Genomic DNA, 14705 nt, shown 5'->3' on the forward strand with positions numbered 1-14705 from the left:
GCGCCGGTCGGGGTGCGCGCGCCGCGCGGCGCCGGGATGCGGGCGGCCTGGTCGGTGGTACGCGGACGGCCCGCCGCCCGGCTCGGCATCGCGGCGGTGGCGGTCGGCCACCTGGTGATGGTGGCGGTGATGTCGATGACCCCGGTCCGGCTCGGTGAGTCGCACGCCGACGCCGACGTGCTGCGGCTCGTCGGCATCGTGCTGAGCCTGCACATCGCCGGCATGTACGCGTTCTCCCCGCTGGTCGGCTGGCTCACCGACCGGCTCGGCCGGCGGGTGGTGATCCTCGGCGGGGTGGCGCTGCTGCTGGCCGCGTGCGCGGTTGCCGGCACCGCCGGGCACCACACGCCCCGGCTCTCGGTGGGGCTGGTCCTGCTCGGGCTGGGTTGGTCGGGGACGATGGTGGCCGGCTCGACGCTGCTCTCCGAGTCGGTGCCGGGCGGCGTGCGGCCGAGCGTCCAGGGGCTGTCCGACCTGACCATGGGGCTGGCCGGGGCCGGCGCCGCCATGGTCAGCGGGTTTGTCATGCAGGTGGCCGGCTATCCGGTGCTCACCCTGCTCGCGGCGGTCGCGACGGTGCCCCTGGTGGCGCTAGCGTTGCGGCCGGTGCCGACCGGGGCACCGGACGAGGAGGGCTGATCACGTGCGGCTGACCGACTTCTGGGCGCGGCTGGAGGAGGCCTTCGGCCCCGGCTACGCGGCCAGCATCGCCCGCGACCAGGTGCTGTCCCAGCTCGATGGACGCACCATCGAGCAGGCGCTGGCGTCGGGGGAGCAGACGCACGTGGTGTGGCGGGCGGTCTGCGCCGCGTATCCCGACCGCGTGCCCGCGCGACTACGCTGAGCAGCCTTTTCGCGGCTTCCGCGTGTCGCTTGTCGAGTCGTACACCTGTTCGGCTATTGTCCACAGCGGGGTGCTCGTCCACAGCTCGCGGCCCGTCGGCTGGTTTTCTGTCGGACCCAGCGCCTAGCGTGTCCGCGTGACGCGAAGCTCAGCAAAGACGCCGGCGAAGGCAGGGGTGGCAACCATGGCAGCAGGGCCTGACCGGGAGAAGGCACTCGACCTTGCTCTCGCTCAGATCGACAAGCAATTCGGCAAGGGCTCGGTGATGCGGCTGGGGGAGCGGCCCGTCATCCAGACCGCCGTGATCCCGACCGGTTCCATCGCGCTCGACGTGGCACTCGGTGTGGGTGGTCTGCCACGTGGCCGAGTGGTCGAGATCTACGGTCCCGAGTCCAGCGGTAAGACCACGGTGGCGCTGCACGCGGTGGCCAGTGCCCAGCGGGCTGGCGGCATCGCGGCCTTCATCGACGCGGAGCACGCGCTCGACCCGGAGTACGCGAAGGCCCTCGGGGTCGACACCGACGCGATGCTCGTCTCCCAGCCGGACACCGGCGAGCAGGCGCTGGAGATCGCGGACATGCTGATCCGCTCCGGCGCGATCGACGTCATCGTGATCGACTCGGTGGCGGCCCTGGTGCCGCGCGCCGAGATCGAGGGCGAGATGGGCGACAGCCACGTGGGTCTCCAGGCACGGCTGATGAGCCAGGCGCTGCGGAAGATCACCGGTGTGCTCAGCAACACCGGCACCACGGCGATCTTCATCAACCAGCTCCGGGAAAAGATCGGCGTGATGTTCGGCAGCCCGGAGACCACGACCGGTGGCCGGGCGCTGAAGTTCTACGCGTCGGTCCGGCTCGACGTGCGCCGCATCGAGAGCCTCAAGGACGGCACCGACGTGGTCGGTAACCGCACCCGGGTCAAGGTCGTGAAGAACAAGGTCGCCGCGCCGTTCAAGCAGGCCGAGTTCGACATCATGTACGGCAAGGGCATCTCGCGCGAGGGCTCGCTGATCGACGTCGGCGTGGAGCAGGCGATCATCCGCAAGTCCGGCGCCTGGTACACGTACGACGGCGACCAGCTCGGCCAGGGCAAGGAGAAGGCCCGGGAGTTCCTGAAGGAAAACCCGGACGTGGCAGCCGAGATCGAGAAGAAGATCCTGGAGAAGCTCGGCGTCGGGGTCGGCGCGAGTGACGCCGCCGGTGGCCCGGAGCTGCCGCCGGTCGACTTCTGACCGGTCGCTGACCCGTGGCAGGACGACGCGCTCGTACGGGGCGGGGCTGGGATGCCAGTCCGCCCCGTACGGGCGACGCCAGCGATCCACCCCGTCCCCGGCGGGGTCGCCGTGGCCGGTCCGGGGAGGCCGACGCGGCCGAGTCCCCGTCACCACCTCGCGACGAGTCGGAGGTGGCCCGCGAGATCTGCCTGCGCCAGCTCGCCGTCCGGCCACGCACCCGGGCCGAGCTGGCCGGGGCGCTGGCCAAGCGGGGCATCTCCGAGCAGGTCTCGGCCGAGGTGCTCGACCGGTACGACGAGGTCGGCATCATCGACGACGCCGCGTTCGCACGGGCCTGGGTCTCCAGTCGGCACTCCGGGCGGGGTCTGGCCCGGCGGGCGCTCGCCAACGAGCTGCGCCAGAAGGGCGTGGACGGCGAGGTGGCCACCGAGGCGCTTGGCGAGTTGGACGAGGAGACCGAGGCGGAGACCGCCCGCGCGCTGGTGGAGCGGAAGCTGCGCACCGCCCGTGGTGAGCCCGACGCGGTCTTCCGGCGGCTGGTGGGCATGTTGGCCCGCAAGGGTTACCCGCCGGGCGTGGCGATCCGGGCGGTGAAGGACGCGATCGCCGCGCAGAGCGCCGAGGCGGCCGAGTTCGCCGAGCAGATCGACGCCGACGCGCTCGCCGACGCTGAGGGCGAGTTGGAGCGGGACAACCACCCGGGCGGGTGAGCGGCCGGGTGGATGCCCGGGGCCGACCCGCCGCGCCACTCGGCGGATGTCCGCAATTGGACGGATGGGTCACACCGCCGGGCCGGCCTGGACGGCCGAGTGTCATCCAGTGGGCGCTTGGGCCGGGTTGAGCAGGGCGGACACGCTCACTGACCGAGCCCACTCACGGAGTTTGTCCGCCCGTGTCCGGCTCGACATCAGCACGTGGTGATGTGGCGGCTTCTCTCCGTTCGGGGGGTTTGATCATGAGTTCTTGACCAGACCGCCTCCGGAGACCTAGCCTCGCCATACAGGCTCACATTGCCCGACCAAGCGCAGGCTAAGCGCACAACATAGATCGCGTAACAGAACAGCATCACTTTGGCCAGCGCAACCGGCCATTCATCGCAGCTCCGGGCAGGCCGGTCCGGAGCCGGCGCGACAACTGCACCCGGCCGCCGACGATGCCCGCGGGCACCGCCGGCGGAGAGAGCTACCCACGGCCAGTCGCTCCGGTCGGGCGTCCAGAGCCGCAGGAGCGTGCCCTCGGCACGGTCGCTGCGGCGCCGACGTATCCAGGGGGAGGCGGCCATGGCGGGGCGGCACAAGTTCACCGGCGGTCCGCACGAGGTCCCGGCATGAGCACCTTCGACATGGCGCTCCTCGCCGCCGTACTGGTCCTGACCGTGGTGGTGGTCGGCGCGGTGCTCTTCGGCGTCCGGACGCTGCGCCGGGTCGGCGCGGCCCCGGTGCCGGAGGATCCGGCGTTCATCGCCGAGAAGGACCGCCAGGAGCAGTCGCTGGCCGCCCTGCGCAGCGCGGCCGACCACGCCAACAGCACGATCGACGTGGCGAAGTCCGCGGCGTCGGCCGCCCGGGCCGAGGCCGCGGCGGCGAAGGCAGAGGCGAAGGCGGCCCGGGCCGAGGCCCGCCGGGTGCTCGACGACGCCCGCGCGGAGGCCGACACGGTGCTGGAGCGGGCGCACAAGCAGGCCGAGGCGGACGCTGAGCAGTTGCGCACCACGGCCCGTCGGAGCGGCGAGCGGGAGGTGGCGGTGCTCGCCGCCACCACCCGGGAGCAGGCGGCCGAGGTGGAGCGCCGGGCGGCCCGGATGGACGAGCGCGAGCGGCTGCACACCGAGGAGGTGGAGCGGTTCGCCGAGCGGGAGCGGCAGCTCACCGGGGCCCGCGCCGCACTGGCCGCCCGGGAGGCCGAGCTCACCCGACGGGAAGCCGAGCTCACCGAGGCGGAGGAGCTGCGCCGCCGGGAGCTGGAGCGGGTGGCCGGGCTCACCGCCGAGGCGGCCCGGCTGGAGCTGATCGAGGCGATCGAGACGCAGGCCAAGCGGGAGGCGGCGCTGCTGGTGCGGGACATCGAGTCCGACGCCCGCAGCACCGCCGAGCAGCGGGCCCGGCACATCGTGGTCGACGCGATCCAGCGGGTGGCGAGTGAGCAGACCGCGGAGAGCGTGGTCAGCGTCCTGCACCTGCCCGGCGACGAGATGAAGGGGCGCATCATCGGCCGGGAGGGGCGCAACATCCGCGCCTTCGAGTCGGTGACCGGGGTCAACCTGATCATCGACGACACCCCGGAGGCGGTGCTGCTCTCCTGCTTCGACCCGGTACGCCGGGAGGTCGGCCGGCTAACCCTGGAGAAGCTGGTGCTGGACGGGCGGATCCACCCGCACCGGATCGAGGAGGTCTACGACCTGGCCCGGCACGAGGTGGAGGAGCTCTGCCACCGGGCCGCCGAGGACGCCCTTGTCGAGGTCGGCATCACCGAGATCCACCCCGAGCTGGTCACCCTGCTGGGCCGGCTGCGCTACCGCACCTCGTACGGGCAGAACGTGCTCAAGCACCTCGTCGAGACCGCGCACATCGCCGGCCTCATGGCCGCCGAGCTGCGGCTGGACGTGCCCACCATCAAACGGTCGGCGTTCCTGCACGACATCGGCAAGGCGCTCACCCACGAGGTGGAGGGCAGCCACGCCATCATCGGCGCCGACCTGGCCCGCAAGTACGGCGAGCACGAGGACGTGGTGCACGCCATCGAGGCGCACCACAACGAGGTGCCCCCGCAGACCATCGAGGCCGTCCTCACCCAGGCCTCCGACGCCTGCTCCGGCGGTCGGCCGGGCGCGCGCCGGGAGAGCCTGGAGGCGTACGTCAAGCGGCTCGAGCGGATCGAGGAGATCGCGGCCAGCAAGCTCGGCGTCGACAAGGTCTTCGCCATGCAGGCCGGCCGGGAGATCCGGGTGATGGTCAAGCCGGACGACGTGGACGACATCGGGGCGGCTGTGCTGGCCCGGGACGTGGCCAAGCAGATCGAGGAGGAGCTGACCTACCCGGGTCAGATCCGGGTCACCGTGGTCCGCGAGTCCCGGGTCACCGAGATCGCCCGCTAGTCCGCGACACCGGCAGCTCGGCCTGCTCCGCGGGCGGATCGTACGGCGAGTGCGGTGCAGACCACCGCGACGGCCAGGCAGAGGAACGCGATCGGGTTGACGTTCGAGGGAACGAGATCCGCCGTGGTGCCGTCGTTGTAGCGACAAAGGTGTCTCAGCGGCAGCCAGTCGGTGCTGGTCGGCGTCGACGCCAACGGCTTCGCGGAGCAGTACTCGCTGGTGGCCCGGAGGTCGATGAAGTGGCCCGCCCACACTCCGTGCAGGTAGACGATGACGGCGCCGGCCGGCGCCACCACTGTCCCGACGACGAACTGGGCGACGGTGTTCATTGGTGAGAGTTTGCCCTGTTCACGGAGCGAAGTGAGAGGGCCAACCCGGACTCCGGGCTGGCCCTCTCACGGTGAGCTGAGTCTCAGATGCCCCCGCCGCCCTCGGCCTGGGACATCAGTGCCGCGGGCGGCGGATTCTGTGCCGGGGTGTTCGCGGTCTTGCGGCCCTGGGCGAGCCGGCGCTGGACGTACTGCGCGAGCTTCGACAGCGAGTAGTTCACCACGATGAAGAGAACGGCGATCACGACGTAGACCTGGATGGGGTTACCCAGTGCGCCGATGATCTGCTTGCCGATGTTCAGGGTCTCCTCGTAGCTGATGATGAAGCCGAGTGAGGTGTCCTTGAGCACTACCACCAGCTGACTGATCAGCGCCGGCAGCATGATCCGGAATGCCTGCGGCAGAAGGATCATCCGGGTGGTCTGTGCCGGGGACAGCCCGATGGCGGCGGCGGCCTCCGCCTGGCCGCCAGGTAGTCCCTCCATGCCGGAGCGGAGGATCTCGGCGATCACCACCGAGTTGTAGATGGTCAGGCCAATGACCAGATACCAGAGGTTGTCGAAGGCGATGCCGAACTCGGGAAAGCCACGGGCCACGAAGAAGATGGTGATCACGACCGGCAGGCCGCGGAACACTTCGACGCAGACCCGGGTGATCGCCGACAGCAGCGTGCTCAGCCCCCGCAGCAGGTACGCCAGCGGCGTGGCGAGCCCGGTGAACTTGCGACGGGTCAGGCTCTTGAGCTGGATCCGCAGCACCGCCAGCAGCGTGCCGACCACCAGCGAGGCCACGATGGCCATCGCCGCCGCCATCAGGGTGTTCTTGAAGCCGAGGCCGATCCGCTCCCATACCAGGGAGAAGTTCTCGTTGGAGGGGTCGACCAGCGGACCCCACAACTCCATCGACAACTGGCCCTTTTCGTCCAGGGGCCGGTAGATCAGGAAGTACGCCCCGACGAGCAGGACCAGCCCGGCGACGATGCTGCTGATCAGCGTGATCCGCCGCTGCCGGGGCCCGGGGACGTCGTAGAGGACGCTGGTCTGCTGACTCATCGGGCCACCGCCTGTCGCTTCTCGATCCGGTCCAGCAGGGTGCCGAGCGGCACGGTCATGATCAGGTAACCGATCGAGATGCCGATGGCGACCGGGACGAAGGCGTAGCCCTCGGCCCCGGTGAGCTGGTCGGCCGTGGCCGACAGGTCGCCGACCACCCCGAAGAAGCCGGCCAGCGCCGAGTTCTTGATCATCGCGATGATCACCGAGCCGAGCGGCACCACCGAGGCCTGCCAGGACTGCGGCAGCACCACGTAGCGCAGGTTCTGCCCGAAGGTCAGACCCAGCGATCGCGCCGCCTCCGCCTGGCCGGCGGGCACCGCGTTGACCCCGGACCGCAGCGCCTCACAGACGAACGCGGCCGTGTACAGCACCAGAGCGATCAGCGCGAACCGGAAGTACGGCAGGTCCGTGCCGAGCCGGGTGAACAACGAGTCGATCACCGGGATGCGGAGGAAGTCCGCGTTGGATCCGAGCGCCGGCAGACCGAACGCGGCGAAGAACATCACCACGGTCAACGGCATGTTGCGGAAGACGTTGACGTAGCTGGTGCCCACCGCGCGTAGCGGCGGCACCGGCGAGATGCGGAGCACCGCCACGATGGCACCCAGGATGAGGGCGCCGATCGCGGCGAGTATGCAGATCTGGAGGGTGAGCCAGAAACCACCCGCAAAGACGTCGAACTTGTCGATGAGTACGTTCACGGGTCGGTGTTCCTTCCACCCTCCAGATCGAAGGTTCAGATCAGTAGCGGTTGATGGTGGGCGCCGAGCCCAGTTCCGCGCCGAACTTGCCGGCGGTGTCGTCCCAGGCCTTCTTCCAGCTACCGTCGGCGACCGCCTTGTCCAGCGTGTCGTTGATGAAGCTGCGGAAGTCCGCGTCGTCCTTCTTCACGCCGATGCCGTACGGCTCCTTGGTGAAGTTGGAGCCGGCCAGCTTGAAGGACGCCTCGTCCTTGGCGATGTAGCCGAGCAGGATCACGTTGTCCGTGGTCACGGCGTCGACCTGGCCGCCCTTGAGGGCGTCACGGCACTTGTCGTAGGTGTCGAAGAGCACCAGCTGGGTGCCGACGTCCTTGACGTGCTTCTTGATCTCCTCGGCCGGGGTGGAGCCGGTGACCGAGCAGACCTTCTTGGTGCCGTCCTTGAACGAGTCCGGACCGGTGATCGTCGTGTCGGCCTTCTTCACCATGATGTTCTGGCCGGCCTCGTAGTACGGCCCGGCGAAGGCAATGCGCTCCTTGCGCTTGTCGTTGATCGTGTAGGTCGCGGCGACCAGGTCGACCGTGCCGTTGACGATCACGTCCTCGCGGACCTTCGAGGGGGCCTCGACCCACTCGATCTTGTCCTCGGGGATGCCGAGCTCCTTGACGATGATCTTCGCGACCTCGACGTCGAAGCCCTCCGGCTTGCCCGACAGGCCCTTCTGACCGAAGCCCGGCTGGTCGAACTTGGTGCCGACCTTGATCTTCTGGGCCTTGTTCAGCTTCTCCATGGTGCTGCCGGCGGCGAAGGACTTGCTGCCGGCGCCGGTGCCTTCCCCGCCGTCGTCGCCGCCACAGGCGGTCAGGCCGAGCGCCAGAGCGGCGACCGCGGCAACTGCCGCAACGCGCGTGATACGCATACACTTCTCCTTCTTCAACGGGGCCCGCCGGTGGCCGGCGTGCTCCACTACGGACGCCTAGTGCGTGAGGATCTTGGAGAGGAAGTCCCGGGCGCGCTCGCTGCGCGGGTTGGCGAAGAACTCCGCCGGTGGGGCGTCCTCGACCAGTTGGCCGTCGGCCATGAAGATGACCCGGTTCGCGGCGTGCCGCGCGAAGCCCATCTCGTGGGTGACCACGACCATCGTCATGCCGTCGCGGGCCAGCGAGGTCATCACGTCCAGCACCTCGCCGACCATCTCCGGGTCCAGGGCGCTGGTCGGCTCGTCGAAGAGCATCGCTTTGGGCTGCATGGCCAGTGCCCGGGCGATGGCCACCCGCTGCTGCTGGCCGCCGGAGAGCTGGGCTGGGAACTTGTCCGCCTGGTTGGCGATGCCGACCCGGTCGAGCAGAGCCAGGCCGCGCTCGCGGGCAGCGGCCGGCTTCTCCTTGCGGACCTTGACCGGGCCGAGGGTGACGTTCTCCAGGATGGTCTTGTGGGCGAAGAGGTTGAAGGACTGGAAGACCATCCCGACCTCACTGCGCAGCTTGGCGAGGGGCTTGCCCTCGGCCGGCAGCGGCTGGCCGTCGAACGTGATGGTGCCGGAGTTGATTGGTTCCAGTCGGTTGATGGCGCGGCACAGCGTCGACTTGCCGGAGCCGGACGGGCCGATCACCACGACCACCTCGCCCCGGCCCACCGACAGCGAGACGTCGTCCAGCACGTGCAGCGGCCCGAACCACTTGTTGACCGCGTCCAGCACGATGAGCGGTTCGCCCGTCGTCACGTCGTCCACCGTCCCTGTCGTCTCCCCGATAGGGGTCGGTTGACCCCCGGTGCGGCCACTGTAGGCGGCGTGATGTGGCGGAACGCAACCTGGCGGGTCACGGAGCGGTAACACCGGTCGGGTTCGTCGCGACGAGTCCGATTCCGGTCACCGTGCGAGCCCCATCGGTGGCGTCGACGGCGGGTTACCGAGACCATGGGGGGATGACTGAACCGGTACGCCTGACCCGGTACGCCCGCGGCGGCGGCTGCGCCTGCAAGATCCCCCCGGGCGAGCTGGAGATCATGGTGGCCGGTCTCGGGCCGGCCACCGGCACCGCGGAGCTGCTGGTCGGGTTGGACCACGGTGACGACGCGGCGGTGGTCCGTCTGGATGAGCGGACCGGCCTGGTGAGCACCGCCGACTTCTTCACGCCGGTCGTCGACGACGCGTACGACTGGGGTCGGATCGCCGCGGCCAACGCGCTCTCCGACGTGTACGCGATGGGCGGCGTCCCGCTGGTCGCGCTCAACCTGCTCTGCTGGCCGCGCGACGTGCTGCCGCTGGAGCTGGCCCGCGAGGTGCTGCGGGGCGGTCAGGACGTGGCCCGGGAGGCCGGCTGCCACCTGGCCGGCGGGCACAGCGTGGACGACGACGGCCCGAAGTACGGCCTCGCGGTCACCGGCACCGTCCGGCCGGAGGAGCTGATCACCCTCGACGCGGGCCGCGCCGGGGTGCCGCTGTCGCTGACCAAGCCACTCGGGGTGGGTGTGCTGAACACCCGGCACAAGGCCACCGGCGAGATCTTCCCGGAGGCGGTGGCCACGATGAGCGCGCTCAACCGGGACGCCGCCCGGGCGGCGGTCGCCGCCGGCATCCGGTGTGGCACCGACGTGACCGGGTTCGGCCTGCTCGGGCACGCCTCGAAGCTGGCCCGTGCCAGCCGGCTGACGGTGGCGATCGACACCGCGCGGGTGCCCTACCTGCCCGGTGCGCGGGAGGCGCTGCGCGACGGGTACGTCAGCGGCGGCAGCCGGCGCAACCTGGACTGGGTCACCCCGTGGACCGACTTCGGCGCCGTAGGCGAGGACGAGCCGCTGCTGCTGGCCGACGCGCAGACCTCCGGCGGCCTGCTGGTCGCCGGTGAGCTGCCGGGGGCGCCCGTGGTGGGCGAGTTGCTGCCGCGCGGCGAGCACCTGGTCGTCCTGCGCTGACCGGCTGCCGGTGCGCGGTCGCCGGTTCGGAACGCGCGCCGCCGGTCGTGTGGGCGGGGCACCATACCCGATAAACTGTCACCTTCCCGCCACTCTGAGCATTGGCGGTCAGGGAAATTTTGCCCGGAATGGTCACAGACCGGTAACTTGCCCCCGGCTGAGGTCATATGCCCCCCACCATCGTCAGTAAGGCCCGATCCGGAGGCCGGTGGGACGAACGCAGCGAGGAGGCGGAATGACCGAGCTGTGGAACTGGAGAATCGACCGGGTACGACCCGTGGAGGTCTACCCGGCGCTGGCCGAGGCGCTCGGCCGTGTGGTGATGCCGCTGGCGGTGGCCGACCCGGCCCGGCTGCCGGCGTACGCGGTGGTCTGCGACGTCTGGCAGGCGCCGGGGGAGTTCGCGACGATCGTGGACTGCTACGGGGTGCCCGAGCGGCTTCCCGAGCACGCCAGCATCGCCGCCTTGGCCCGACTGCTCGACCGCAACTGCCTGCTGCGCGACGACACGCTCGACGCCGGCCGGCATCTGCTCGTCACACCGGACGGCACGGTCCGCCCGGTGCACTTCGACATCCGGGACACCGACGACGGCGAGGTGCTCAGCAGGCAGCGGCTCTGCACGTTGGCCGACCCGGGCTGCCGGGGTTGGTCGCAGTGCCACCGCTCACGCTGGGCGCCCGACACGGTCGCTCCGGCCCTCGCCGCGGCCTGACCCCGGTCGGCCCGGCTGGCCCGGTCCGCGGTGCCGCGCCGATCAGCTGGAGGTGGTGGCCGTCCGGTCGGCGGCGGCGGGCCCGGCTCCCCGGACCACGAGCTGGTCGAGCAGGGTGCGGGTGGCCTCGGTGACGGCGGCCACCGCGGCGTCGAACGCGGCGGCGTTGTGCGCGGCGGGCGCCCGGAAGCCCGAGATCTTCCGGACGTACTGCAACGCCGCCGCCTCGATGTCCGCGTCGGTCACCTGCGGGGTGAACGGCTCACGCAGGGTCTTGATGCTCCGGCACATGTGACACTCCTCATCTGTCGCTGTCGACACCCCGGCTGCCACCGGCGGTGCCGGCGGCCGCACCGACGGTGACATTGAGTCGATATTTGTCTATCCTGGTCACGGACCAGAGCCTTTCGAGCCATTGTCGCCGCTCGCGCTCCCGCGCCCCGGGCCCCCGGAGACTCATTGTGGACCATGCCCCCACCCGCCCATCCCGTCCAGCGCTCGACGATCTGACGCGTAGCCTGCACACCCCGCTGGAACGGATCGCCGTCGAGCATGCCGACCTGGTCGCGACGGTTCGGCAGCGCGTCCTTGCCGGTGAGTCGATGCCCTCGGGCGCCGTTCCCGTCGCCGCCTTCAACTCGTCCATCTGATCGATGGTCTGCCGGTGCGGCTCGTCCGGATCGGGCGGATCCTGCCGGCGGGTCAGCCAGTTCGTGCTGAAGGTGCACAGCAGGTGTGACCTCAGCTGCGACCACTGCTACGTCTACCAGCACGCCGACCAGACCTGGCGTGGCCGACCGGTCCGGATGGCACCGGCCACCGTCCGGGCTGCCGCGAAGCGGATCGCCGAGCACGCGCGCGAGCACGAACTGCCGGTCGTGCACGTGGTGCTGCACGGCGGCGAGCCGCTGTTGCTCGGCGCGGCCGGGCTACGCGAGGTGGTGGCCGAGCTGCGGGCGGCGATCACGCCCTGGACCCAGCTCGACCTGCGCATGCAGACCAACGGCGTGCTGCTCGACGAGGAGCTGTGCGGCGTGCTGGTCGACCACGACGTGAAGGTCGGCGTGTCGTTCGACGGCGACCGCGCCGCCAACGACCGGCACCGCGTGTTCGCCCACGGCGGCAGCAGTCACGACCACGTTCGGCGGGCTCTGGCCCTGCTCCGTCAACCGGCTCATCGGGCCAGCTACGCCGGCATCCTCTGCACCGTCGACGTCCGCAACGATCCCGACCGGGTGTACGAGGCGCTGCTGGCCGAACACCCGCCGCGGGTCGACCTGTTGCTGCCGCACGCCACCTGGGACCGCCCTCCCGACCGCCCCGGCGTCACGGCCACCCCGTACGCGGACTGGCTGGGGCGGATCTACCGGCGGTGGGTGGACGACGGGCGGCCCGTGTCGATCCGGCTGTTCGAGGCGCTGCGTCCGGGTGGAGGCGGCACCGAGGCGTTCGGCCTCGCCCCGGCCGACGTGCTCGTGGTCGAGGCGGACGGCACCTGGGAACAGGTGGATTCGCTGAAGACGGCGTACCACGGCGCGGCCGGCACCGGATTCGACGTGTTCGGTCAGTCGGTGGACGAGGCGGCCCGGCACCCGGGGGTCGCCGTCAGGCAGGCCGGCGTGGCCGGGCTCAGCGCCACCTGCCGAGCCTGCCCGGTCGTCGACCGGTGCGGCGGCGGGCTGTACGCCCATCGTTGGCGCACCGGCTCCGGGTTCGACAACCCCTCGGTGTACTGCGCCGACCTGCGCCGCCTCATCGACACGGTGGCCGCGTACCCGGCGCCGGGCCACGCCGCCCACCCCGATCGCGACGACTCGCCCGTCGACGAACTGCTGGACGAGCTGGCGACCGGGCACGAGTCGGAGGGCACCCTCGGTCTGCTCGCCGCCACCCAGCTCTCCATCACCCGGGCACTGCTGGTGGCCTGGCGGGAGAAGACCGGCCCCAGCGCCGCCTGGGAGTTGCTCGCACACCTCGACGGCACGGCACCGGACGCGGTCCGGGCGGTCCTGGCGCACTCCTTCGTCCGCCCGTGGCTGGTGCACCTTCTCAGGCCGTCGACCCGGTCCGGGCCGACCCGGGCGGGTGACCCGTTACCGGCCCTCGCCATCGTCGCCGCCCTGAGCGCGGGCGTCCCGACTGCGCTGAACGTCCCGGTGCGGGCCGGCGCCATCACGCTGCCCACGCTCGGCAGCCTGGTGTTGCCCAGCGGTGGCGGGGAGACCGCCGAGGTGACCGTGCTCCCGGGCGGGTTCCGGGTCCGTGGCGGGCGGGCGGAGCAGGTGGTGTCCCTCGATCCGGGCGAGCCGCCGCCGGCCGGCTGGCGACCCACGCGCCGCGTGCCGGTGCCCGGCCACCACCTGCTCGTCGAGGACGGCGACCCGTACCGGGACTGCTACGGCCAGCCGGTCGCCTCCCGCCTGGACGACGCGGGGGCGCGCGCGTTGGGCCGTACCCTGGCTGACGCCTGGCGTGTCGTGCACCGTGACGTGCCGGCTCACGCGGCGGCGCTCGACGCCGGTCTGCGCGTCGTCGTGCCGCTGGCCTCCGACCCGGCGGGACCGCTGCGGAGCGCCACCGCCCGGGACGCGTTCGGTGCGGTCGCCGTCACCCCCGTTGCGGACCCGGAGGCGCTGGCGGTGCTGCTCGTGCACGAGTGGCAGCACGCGAAGCTCGGCGCGGTGCTCGACCTGTGCGACCTCGTCGAGCCGAGCTCGGCCACCCGGATCCGGGTGGCCTGGCGACCGGACCTCCGGCCGCCCGAGGGGGTGCTCCAGGGGGTGTACGCGCACCTGGCGGTCACCCGGGTGTGGCGTTCCCGGGCGGATGCCGACCGGCCCGAGCATCGGGACGCGCTGGCGCACGCGGCCCGTTACCTGTCGTGGACCCGGGACGGCGCCGACGCGCTGTTGGCCAGCCGCACGCTCACCCCGGCGGGGGAGCGGTTCGTGGGGCGGATGCGGCACGCCCTGGAGGAGACCCGTGTCGGGCCCGGATGAGCCACGACACCTGCCCGCGCTGGGTCGCGACGGCCTCGCCGCGGACCTGCGGGCGCTGGGCGTCCGTGCGGGTGCGTGCCTGCTCGTGCACTGTGGCCTACGTCGGGTGGGCCCGCTGGAGCACGGCCCGGGGACGCTCGTCGGAGCGCTGCGCGACGTCCTCGGCCCGGCCGGCACGCTGCTGGTGCCCACCCAGACCGACGGCAACTCGACCACCTCCCGGACGTACCTCGCGGCCACCGCCGGCATGGACGCGGCGCAGCTCGCGCGATACGAGGTGGCCCTGCCGGGCTGGGACCGCCGGACCACCCCCTCGCAACGGATGGGGGTGCTCGCCGAGTACGTCCGGTGTGCCCCCGGCGCGGCACGCAGCGACCATCCGCAGACCTCGTTCGCCGCGCTCGGTCCCCGGGCGCGGCAGCTCACCGACGGCCACGACCTCGACTGCCACCTGGGCGAACGCTCACCGGTGGGCGCCCTGTGCGCGGCGGACGGGCAGATCCTGCTGCTCGGCCTCGGCTACGAGGCGTGCAGCGCGCTGCACCTGGCCGAGTACCGTCTGCCGGTGCCGCCGCCGGGGCGGGATTACCGCTGCTTCCGTCTCGTCGACGGGCGTCGGGTCCGCCTCGACTTCCACGCCCTCGACCTGGACGACACCGACTTTCCGAGGGTGGGGGCGGCGCTCGACGCCGAGCCGTTCGTCCGGCACGGGACGGTCGGCCGGGCGAGCGCCCGCCTGCTGCCACTTCGCGCCACTGTGGACTTCGCGGTCGGTTGGTTTGCCGCGAACCGCTTGACGGTGCGGCGTTGACGTGGGG

At 71.5% G+C, this 14705-nt stretch carries 16 protein-coding genes; 10 read left to right on the forward strand and 6 right to left on the reverse strand.

The window, feature by feature from the left end; translation table 11 throughout:
- The 5 genes from ACWD6N_RS23940 to rny form a co-directional block, all read left to right on the forward strand.
- Window positions 1-639: MFS transporter (locus ACWD6N_RS23940; RefSeq protein WP_450005176.1), on the forward strand; the 639-nt coding region annotated here is incomplete at its 5' end.
- A gap of 4 nt (window positions 640-643) precedes the next feature.
- Window positions 644-844, forward strand: a complete 201-nt coding sequence (locus tag ACWD6N_RS23945; protein WP_074318010.1) for a DUF3046 domain-containing protein — start codon at window positions 644-646, stop codon at window positions 842-844.
- Window positions 845-1028: 184 nt separating this feature from the next.
- Window positions 1029-2075, forward strand: coding sequence for a recombinase RecA (recA, locus tag ACWD6N_RS23950; protein WP_354963186.1), 1047 nt, complete (start codon window positions 1029-1031; stop codon window positions 2073-2075).
- Window positions 2076-2089: 14 nt separating this feature from the next.
- Window positions 2090-2788, forward strand: a complete 699-nt coding sequence (locus tag ACWD6N_RS23955; protein ID WP_354963185.1) for a regulatory protein RecX — start codon at window positions 2090-2092, stop codon at window positions 2786-2788.
- 617 nt (window positions 2789-3405) lie between these two features.
- Window positions 3406-5172, forward strand: a complete 1767-nt coding sequence (gene rny, locus ACWD6N_RS23960) for a ribonuclease Y (protein WP_354963184.1) — start codon at window positions 3406-3408, stop codon at window positions 5170-5172.
- On the opposite strand, the gene ACWD6N_RS23965 is transcribed toward rny, so the two are convergent.
- The 5 genes from ACWD6N_RS23965 to ACWD6N_RS23985 form a co-directional block, all read right to left on the reverse strand.
- Complete coding sequence (locus ACWD6N_RS23965; protein ID WP_354963183.1) at window positions 5169-5501, reverse strand: hypothetical protein; 333 nt, start codon at window positions 5499-5501, stop codon at window positions 5169-5171. The genes rny and ACWD6N_RS23965 overlap by 4 nt on opposite strands.
- Before the next feature lie 83 nt (window positions 5502-5584).
- The gene (locus tag ACWD6N_RS23970) at window positions 5585-6553 is read right to left on the reverse strand and encodes an amino acid ABC transporter permease (RefSeq protein WP_354963182.1); all 969 of its coding nucleotides are present in this window, start codon (window positions 6551-6553) and stop codon (window positions 5585-5587) included.
- Window positions 6550-7257 carry an amino acid ABC transporter permease gene (locus tag ACWD6N_RS23975; RefSeq protein WP_354963181.1) on the reverse strand — a complete coding sequence of 236 codons (708 nt, stop codon included), beginning with the start codon at window positions 7255-7257 and terminating at the stop codon, window positions 6550-6552. The genes ACWD6N_RS23970 and ACWD6N_RS23975 overlap by 4 nt, the downstream gene beginning before the upstream one ends.
- 40 nt (window positions 7258-7297) lie before the next feature.
- Window positions 7298-8176: a glutamate ABC transporter substrate-binding protein gene (locus ACWD6N_RS23980; protein WP_354963180.1), complete on the reverse strand. Its 879-nt coding sequence runs from the start codon at window positions 8174-8176 to the stop codon at window positions 7298-7300.
- Between the two features lie 57 nt (window positions 8177-8233).
- Window positions 8234-8989 carry an amino acid ABC transporter ATP-binding protein gene (locus ACWD6N_RS23985; RefSeq protein ID WP_354963179.1) on the reverse strand — a complete coding sequence of 252 codons (756 nt, stop codon included), beginning with the start codon at window positions 8987-8989 and terminating at the stop codon, window positions 8234-8236.
- Window positions 8990-9183: 194 nt separating this feature from the next.
- On the opposite strand from ACWD6N_RS23985, the gene selD reads away from it, so the two are divergent.
- Together selD and ACWD6N_RS23995 are read left to right on the forward strand one after the other, a co-directional pair.
- Window positions 9184-10173 carry a selenide, water dikinase SelD gene (gene selD, locus ACWD6N_RS23990; protein WP_354963178.1) on the forward strand — a complete coding sequence of 330 codons (990 nt, stop codon included), beginning with the start codon at window positions 9184-9186 and terminating at the stop codon, window positions 10171-10173.
- A gap of 235 nt (window positions 10174-10408) precedes the next feature.
- Window positions 10409-10888 carry a hypothetical protein gene (locus tag ACWD6N_RS23995; protein WP_354963177.1) on the forward strand — a complete coding sequence of 160 codons (480 nt, stop codon included), beginning with the start codon at window positions 10409-10411 and terminating at the stop codon, window positions 10886-10888.
- A gap of 42 nt (window positions 10889-10930) precedes the next feature.
- On the opposite strand, the gene ACWD6N_RS24000 is transcribed toward ACWD6N_RS23995, so the two are convergent.
- A complete protein-coding gene (locus ACWD6N_RS24000) occupies window positions 10931-11179 on the reverse strand; it encodes a DUF2277 family protein (protein WP_354963176.1) in 249 nt (82 codons plus the stop codon).
- 170 nt (window positions 11180-11349) lie between these two features.
- Between ACWD6N_RS24000 and ACWD6N_RS24005 the strand changes: the two genes are divergently transcribed.
- From ACWD6N_RS24005 to ACWD6N_RS24015, 3 genes are all read left to right on the forward strand, one after another.
- Entirely contained in the window at window positions 11350-11538 is a 189-nt protein-coding gene (locus tag ACWD6N_RS24005; RefSeq protein WP_354963175.1) for a hypothetical protein, read from the forward strand.
- Between the two features lie 63 nt (window positions 11539-11601).
- On the forward strand, window positions 11602-13887 hold the full coding sequence (locus tag ACWD6N_RS24010; protein ID WP_354963174.1) for an FxsB family cyclophane-forming radical SAM/SPASM peptide maturase: 2286 nt from the start codon (window positions 11602-11604) through the stop codon (window positions 13885-13887).
- Complete coding sequence (locus ACWD6N_RS24015; RefSeq protein ID WP_354963173.1) at window positions 13871-14698, forward strand: aminoglycoside N(3)-acetyltransferase; 828 nt, start codon at window positions 13871-13873, stop codon at window positions 14696-14698. Before ACWD6N_RS24010 ends, ACWD6N_RS24015 begins: the two co-directional genes overlap by 17 nt.
- Window positions 14699-14705 lie beyond the last annotated feature (7 nt).

The sequence above is a fragment of the Micromonospora sp. NPDC005163 genome (assembly GCF_053599835.1).

Coding starts and splice junctions, on each gene's coding strand:
- recA (WP_354963186.1), top strand. CDS start 1,029: ATGGCAGCAGGGCCTGACCGGGAGAAGGCACTCGACCTTGCTCTCGCT.
- rny (WP_354963184.1), top strand. CDS start 3,406: ATGAGCACCTTCGACATGGCGCTCCTCGCCGCCGTACTGGTCCTGACC.
- ACWD6N_RS23965 (WP_354963183.1), bottom strand. CDS start 5,501: ATGAACACCGTCGCCCAGTTCGTCGTCGGGACAGTGGTGGCGCCGGCC.
- ACWD6N_RS23970 (WP_354963182.1), bottom strand. CDS start 6,553: ATGAGTCAGCAGACCAGCGTCCTCTACGACGTCCCCGGGCCCCGGCAG.
- ACWD6N_RS23980 (WP_354963180.1), bottom strand. CDS start 8,176: ATGCGTATCACGCGCGTTGCGGCAGTTGCCGCGGTCGCCGCTCTGGCG.
- selD (WP_354963178.1), top strand. CDS start 9,184: ATGACTGAACCGGTACGCCTGACCCGGTACGCCCGCGGCGGCGGCTGC.
- ACWD6N_RS23995 (WP_354963177.1), top strand. CDS start 10,409: ATGACCGAGCTGTGGAACTGGAGAATCGACCGGGTACGACCCGTGGAG.
- ACWD6N_RS24000 (WP_354963176.1), bottom strand. CDS start 11,179: ATGTGCCGGAGCATCAAGACCCTGCGTGAGCCGTTCACCCCGCAGGTG.